The organism is Streptomyces chiangmaiensis (assembly GCF_036281785.1).
Classification (GTDB): Bacteria; Actinomycetota; Actinomycetes; order Streptomycetales; family Streptomycetaceae; genus Streptomyces; species Streptomyces chiangmaiensis.
In genome coordinates, this window is record NZ_JAYWVC010000312.1 from 1 (window position 1) to 6,559 (window position 6,559).

At 67.5% G+C, this 6,559-nt stretch carries 6 protein-coding genes and 1 pseudogene; 5 read left to right on the plus strand and 2 right to left on the minus strand.

Features of this window, described 5'->3' with window-relative positions; all coding sequences use genetic code 11:
• Positions 1–495 (minus strand): annotated as a pseudogene (locus tag VXC91_RS40965) (hypothetical protein); the annotation flags it as partial.
• Positions 496–1,159: 664 nt separating this feature from the next.
• Entirely contained in the window at positions 1,160–1,405 is a 246-nt protein-coding gene (locus tag VXC91_RS40970; protein ID WP_329512447.1) for a hypothetical protein, read from the minus strand.
• A gap of 255 nt (positions 1,406–1,660) precedes the next feature.
• On the opposite strand from VXC91_RS40970, the gene VXC91_RS47310 reads away from it, so the two are divergent.
• The 5 genes from VXC91_RS47310 (at position 1,661) to VXC91_RS40990 (ending at position 6,333) form a co-directional block, all read left to right on the plus strand.
• Entirely contained in the window at positions 1,661–1,972 is a 312-nt protein-coding gene (locus VXC91_RS47310) for a helix-turn-helix domain-containing protein (protein WP_408057602.1), read from the plus strand.
• Between the two features lie 39 nt (positions 1,973–2,011).
• Positions 2,012–2,164: a hypothetical protein gene (locus VXC91_RS40975; RefSeq protein ID WP_329512448.1), complete on the plus strand. Its 153-nt coding sequence runs from the start codon at positions 2,012–2,014 to the stop codon at positions 2,162–2,164.
• Between the two features lie 250 nt (positions 2,165–2,414).
• A complete protein-coding gene (locus VXC91_RS40980) occupies positions 2,415–4,103 on the plus strand; it encodes a sialidase family protein (RefSeq protein ID WP_329512449.1) in 1,689 nt (562 codons plus the stop codon).
• Positions 4,104–4,347: 244 nt separating this feature from the next.
• Entirely contained in the window at positions 4,348–4,563 is a 216-nt protein-coding gene (locus VXC91_RS40985) for a hypothetical protein (protein WP_329512450.1), read from the plus strand.
• Positions 4,564–4,917: 354 nt separating this feature from the next.
• Positions 4,918–6,333, plus strand: coding sequence for a hypothetical protein (locus tag VXC91_RS40990; protein ID WP_329512451.1), 1,416 nt, complete (start codon positions 4,918–4,920; stop codon positions 6,331–6,333).
• The last annotated feature ends 226 nt before the right edge of the window (positions 6,334–6,559 follow it).

A 6,559-nucleotide genomic window follows, 5' to 3' on the forward strand; every position in this document is an offset into this window, starting at 1 on the left:
GCAGTCGAGCGCCACCCAGGCACTGCCATCCACCCTCGTGCTGGCGATCGACCCACGGGAACTACGCCGGTGGCTGGGGCACTTCGCCACCGATGTCACGGTCGGGGGCACCGCTGTCCAGTCCTGCAGCTGGAGGTTGGTCAACTCGGTCAGGCCGCACAGCGGTTCGACATCGAGTAGTGGCAGGTCTCCAGTCCCACACAGGACCAGGTTGTCCATGCCGCTCTGTTCCCGTCTCGGTGAGAGGTCGTTGTCGCCGTGCAGACGCGGAATCCCGAGCATGTCGAGCTCGCCCAGGGCCGAGACTGCGGCCGGCCCGCTCGTGAACTCGTAACGGATCCACACGCGGCGTGCCTGCGTGAGCCCCAGCAGGGCTGGCCACTGGGCGGGATGTGCGATGCCCAGGGGCACCTCGTTGAGTGGAAGCAGGGGCAGCACCCGGCGGGCGTACTCGTGGGAGCGAAGTACTCCCAGGCGTCGGCAAGTTCCTGCCATATGTCCTTATGTGCGGCTGCAGCGTAGCCAGCCAGGCGCTCCAGTGCCTCCTCACCCCCGATCAACGCTGCGGTCCGTACTGTCGTCCGCGCGGCCTGAGCCGACAGCTCCTCCAGGGACACGGGCAACTGCCGCACCAGCATCGGCGCTGGGCACCCTCCGGTCCGCGTCCCGGTGCTCGACCAGCGTCTCCAAGGCGATCTTGTACAACTCCATGCGGGATTTTCGTGGACCAGGCGCAGGATGAGGGTGGTGAGTTCCTCGGAGATCGGAGGCCGGCCCATAGGCACGGGTTTCTGCTTCCACTTCCGGCAGAGTAGTCGGCGGTGCCAGGACAGCAGGGTGTGGTGGGTGACCAGGCGATGTCGGCGGAGCCGGCCCGGTAGGTGTCGGGCCAGGGCCGCGAGTACTGTGCGGTCCGGCCAGGAAAGGTGCGGTCGGACGCCGTGCTGCCGATCCAGCACCGCGACTTCGTGGCTCAGCGTGAGGAGCTCGACATCCTTCGCCTCCTCTCGAGCGTGACAGCGGCAGGAGCAATCCGAGAAGCTGAAGGAAGATCAGGTAGAGCACGCACAACGCTATGCAACCCGAGCTTGCCATGATCGCCTGAAGCTGCAAAGTGCCTGCTCAGGAGCCGTGTGTGTCTTTTGGCACCCTACAGTGTTCACTGGTCCGCGGAGGGCTGGGTCAGCCATGCGAGCACCAAGATGATGGCGGCTAGGAGAAAGTTCGCGCTCCATGGCCAGTCCTGGAGGGCGAAGGCACGGGCAGCGGCGAGGATGGCGGCCAGGGCGCAGAGGCCAATGGCGGTCCGGGACGTGATCCACGTGAGGAGCAGGCGCAGAACGGCAGCGCTCGTGAGGAGCACAAGCGCGGTGGCGAGGACGAGCGTGCTGTAGGGGTGCGGCATCAAGGGTGCTCCCTGCGTGGGTGTGGCGGGATGGGGCGGGCGTCGCCCCTGCTATGGACAGGGGCGGCCCGTCTTTGGTCATACCGGGCCATTTCAATCGGTGGTTGCGACATCCGGAAGAAGTCCTGACGATGCCCAAGTGCGCTCCGAACAAGCTGCCACTGTCCGTGCCGAAGGAGCTTCGAACTGTGGAGGGAAGGCCTGAAAGGAGCAGCGGCTGCCCGCCATGTGGGTGTTTCGACGAGCAGTGGGTCGGTGTGGTTCATCAAGGCCGGACGCATTCTCCTACCTGACAAGCCCATCGACCCGCGCTGTCTGACCCAGGACAATCGGATTGTCATCGCCGACGGTGCGCAGGCTTTCCGCTCCGCGGCCGCGATCGCTGAGGAACCCGGCAAGCACCGCTCCACGATCTACCGAGAGCTCCACCGCGGCCGCTGGGCCGAAGGCGGCGCGACCCCTGGTGGGCCGACAACCAGGCGATCCTGCGCCGACGGCGGCCCAAGGGCGAGAAGTTCTGCTCCAGTATGGCACGCTGGCGATGACGTCCTCGGCTCGCGCGGCTAGGAACTCGCGCTGCGGGACGACGAGGACATCACCGAGGACGTGCGGCGGGACGTCGTCGTACGGCTCTTCGGCGCGCACACCGAAGCGATCCAGGGCAGCGGCAATACCGGGATCATGGACGTGGTCGGCACCGCCGGTTCGCCTTCCGGCGCGAGGTGCACTCGAATGAACGGCGTGACGATGTCGAACTGACAGGGCGTTACCGGGGTTCGTCCGGTGATGGGGGTCCATGCAGGCGGGCGATGCCGCATGGCCCAGCGAACACCGCTGTGCGGCGAGGTGGACGATCACTGTCGTCATGGACCGACGCCAACCCCCGCCCCAGACCTGTGCACGCCCTATGGACGCGCGCCACCGTGTGTCACTAAGGTCGCGGTTCGCACCCCCCACTGCGTGACGCGCGCCGGCCCCTCGGCCGGTGCCTCATCCCACGAGGAGAGCCATGTCGCGAAGATGGGCGAGTCGCCTGACTGCGACGATCGCCGCCGGATTCCTGGTCGTACCCCTGGCCCACCCGGCGGCGGCCGAATCCGCCGTCGACGTCCAGGCCAACGAGCCGCAGGTGTCCGGGGATCCGGCGAGTGACACCACGGCGAGGTTCCCGACCAACAAGCAGAACGAACCGACCGTGGCGGTCAACCCGCTCGACAGCCGGTATCTGATCGCCGGGTCCAACGACGAGCAGCGGCAGCCGCCCTGCGGACCCGGCCCGGTCCGCGGCACCGACGCCGCCCCGAGCGATTGCTCCTTCTTCCCCGGCGTAGGCACCTCGGGTGTCTACACCTCCAGCGACGGCGGCGCGACCTGGAACAACCGCGGTCTGCTCGACGACCAGCCGAGCTGGAAGAACTCGGACCTGATCTCCGACGGCGATCCAGTGATCTCCTACGGGCCGAGGCCCGGCCCCGACGGGACCTTCAGCTACAAGAACGGCGTGCGCGCCTACTACTCGTCCCTGGCCTCCTACAAGCCGGGCCGCAGCCCCTACCCGCCCAACAAGGCGCCCGAACTGCTCGTCGTCGCACACTCCGACGACAACGGAACGACGTGGAGCGCGCCGACGGTCGCCACCGCCAAGGGCAACCCGAACGACTTCAACGACAAGGAATGGGTGACCGTCGACGCGTCGCCCACAAGCCCCTTCTTCGGGCGGGTCTATCTGACCTGGACCGAGTTCCGGGCGGCGGGCCAGGCCGAGCCCGTGATGGTCTCGGTGTCGACGGACGGCGGCGCCACCTTCTCCTCGCCCAAGCAGCTCTCCCCGGCGGGCAACAACGGTACCGGCAACGGCCGCCAGGGCTCCATGCCGACGGTCGGCCCGGACGGCACGGTGTACGCCGCCTGGGAGGAGGCCTCGCAGCAGCTCGTCTCCGTCTCGCGGGACGGCGGCACGACCTGGGCGCGGCCGGTCACGGCCGGACCCGTGGCCGATATCCAGGACCCCATTCCGGGCGCCAACTTCCGCACTGACAGCTTCCTGTCCATCGCGGCCGACCCGCGCCCCGGTTCCACCAGCGTGTGGGCGGCGTGGGTGAACCGGACCGCAGGCGGCGGCCGCTTGGTCGTCGTCCGCTCGAGCGACCGCGGCGCCACCTGGTCGGTCCCAGTGACCGTGTCCACCACGGCCGAGGGCTACGCCTTCTTCCAAGGCTTGGACGTTGCCCCCAACGGCCGTGTGGACGTCGCCTATCAGGCACTCGTCGCCAAGAACCCGGCCACCTACGGCACCGGGAACGCGGCGGTCGACACCTGGTACACCGGCAAACCGGAAGGCGGCACCTGGAGCAAGCCGGAGAAGATCTCCAAAGCCTCCACCGACCCGGCCACCAGCGCCCAGAACAACCTCGCACGCCAGTTCATGGGCGACTACAACACCCTGGCCTCCACCGCCGACAAGGCCTACTTCATCGACACCGACGCCAGGAGCGGGGTGGGCTGCCCGGCCGTCGACGCCTACCAGCACGCCATCGAGGGCACCTCGGCCGTCCGTGGCGACATGAAGGACCGCATCGCCACCCGCCTCGGCCAGGACCCCTATGCCGACGACCCGTCGACCAAGCCCGCACCGCCGCTGGACTGCCCGGCACAGTTCGGGAACACCGACGCGTACGTCGCGGTGATCACGCCGTAGCACGGAGGACCTGAGAGGGAGGGGCGTTCGGGCGGGGCCGGACGCCCCTCCTCTTCGGTGCCGGCTGCAGCTGCTCAAGGCGCTGGCCGCCGAGGGGCGCACGGTGTTCCTGTCCAGCGTGCCCTTGCCGAAAACCTCATCCGCACAGGTGAGAGGCGGTATGTGGGTTTTGCGGGCCCCGACCCCGGGTGCTTGGGGCGGGACCCTGGCGCGAGTGCTGGGTCCTGCGGGAACATGATCTACCGTGCTGTTGCGACTGGCCTGCCTGGGTATGACGAATGCGTTTGCCGTGCTGCGCTTGCTTTCGATGAGCGACCGGGACAAGGACGTGGAAATCCTGTCGCTGCGTCATCAGATCGCGGTGCTGGAGCGGCAATTGGGTGGGGCAGACCGCGGTTCTGGCCGAGTGATCGGGCGTTCTTGGCGGCGTTGCTGCACCGGCTCCCGCGCGATGCACTGAGGTGTTCTCGGCAACCTGACGGTTGCGGTGCGTGACGATCGACGGGTGACCCGGTCGTAAACAAGAGCGGAGCCCAAGGCCGCGACCTCGGCGGATGATGTATCGGCACCCGCAGTGATCTGGGTCTGACCGGGCGCGACGATGGCCGTGCGTGAGCAGATCGTCCAGCTCGGCTCGCAACGACCACCGACGAACTTCTGAGATCTTTGGCGAATTGACCCCGGATTTTCGGCCTCCGGTCAATCTCGGCCACTAGACCTGTCGCTGACCAGTGTCGCTCGCGGGTCATGTCGCATGGTCGCACCGCGCCGCCCTGCCCGCCCGTGAGGGATTCCCTGCGATCAAGGATGTTTGATGCGAGTTGTCCAACTGATGACCGCGCCAGTCGTCGCCTTCATGGCCCTGGCGGGACTGGCCGCGCCGGCCACGGCAGACACGTTGCCGAGAGAGAGCTCCCACTCCAGACACCTCGAGGTTCGCCGGGATCACCCGGATGCGCGGGTGCCGGTCGTCGTGTCGAGATCAGGCGAGGCTGTCATCGACCTGAACGCCTCGGCACCGGGCACCGACTGGGCCCTGGCGGGTGCCGAGTCGGCGGTCGTGTCCATCTCGGTCGACGGCCACTACGCCACTGACCTTGTCGTCTCCGGCGGGCAGCCGCTTCACCGGCAGCTCGCGCTCGGTCACCTCAACGCGGGTGTGCACATGCTGCGTCTGCATTTCTCCGACGAGCGCTCCCCGGCGGCCGCCACCTCCACCCTCGTCGACTCGTTGCAGATCACGACCTACGCGCCGGACAGCCCCGAGTACCTGGTGTTGCGGTACGCGCCGGTCGTCTACGGGCGCAGTCTTGCCGACCTCGGCAGCCCGTACCAGAACGCAACTACTGACACGCCGCTCATCGCCTGGCATGAGATCGCACCGGCAGCCACTCCCGGCCACCGGATCCTCACCTACTCGGTGGTGTGGAGCAACGAGGACGGCGGGACGAACACCCCTGCGCTGATGGCCCGTTGGGGTCGTACGACCGACATCGAGTGGATCTACTCCGTGGAGGTCGACGAGCACGGCAGCCGGGTTGCGGGCAGCGACACCTATCAGGCCCCCAACCACGCGACGCTGCACTTCAGTGGCAAGTACGAGGGTGATCACGCCCTGCTGGAGACCTGCACGTCGAACAACAACATGTGTGACGTCGTGGACGATCCGATGCGCTTCTTCCTGTCGACTCTGCAGACGCTGCCGGCCGGTCAGCCTCGCGAGTACCTCATGGACATCAACCCCTGGACCTACGAGATCATGGCCAAGGAGATGCTCCGCGAGCACAAGGTCGAGGTCCCTTCGGCGTCCACGCCGTTCACGCCGGAAATGAGCGACCAGCGCAACTACCTGTACGCGGTGGTGAAGAAGACCACTCAGCCCGCCAACACGGGTTCGTCCTGGGTGGGAGTCTCCCTCGGTGTGCGCCTTGTCTCCGGTGAGACCATCTACCTGTCCCACCACGTCGATCCGACCTGGTCGATCAGTCGTGACCTCCCGGCGGCCACGACGGTCGAGCTGCCGGCCGGCACCAAGGCCGACGACATCGCCGAGGTGAGCGTCCATCGTGTGGTGGTCGGCACCGACACTGGCGCCACCGTGCACGTCACGGGCATCAACCGGGGCTTCTTCCTTGGTCAGGACTACCGTCCCCAGCAGTCGTTCCTGACCTGGGGCGGCGATGTGGTCCTCGACGCGAACAACACCTCTGCCGTGATCTGGCGTCGCTGACGCCATTCGTCAGGCGGGTGCCGACCAGTGCGGTCGGCACCCCGTTGCCGGGTCAGAATGGCTTCACAGCCCCTGACCCGCCGCGGGCCGCCGCGGGCGGCGACCGGTGCGCGCCGCACCGGCGAACAGAGCCAGTCTCCTGCCATACGGGGCAGTTGAGCGCCGCGAAAGAGTAGCGGCGGATGAGCTCGGTGCAGCAACGACTTTTCGACCAAAACAGGGCATT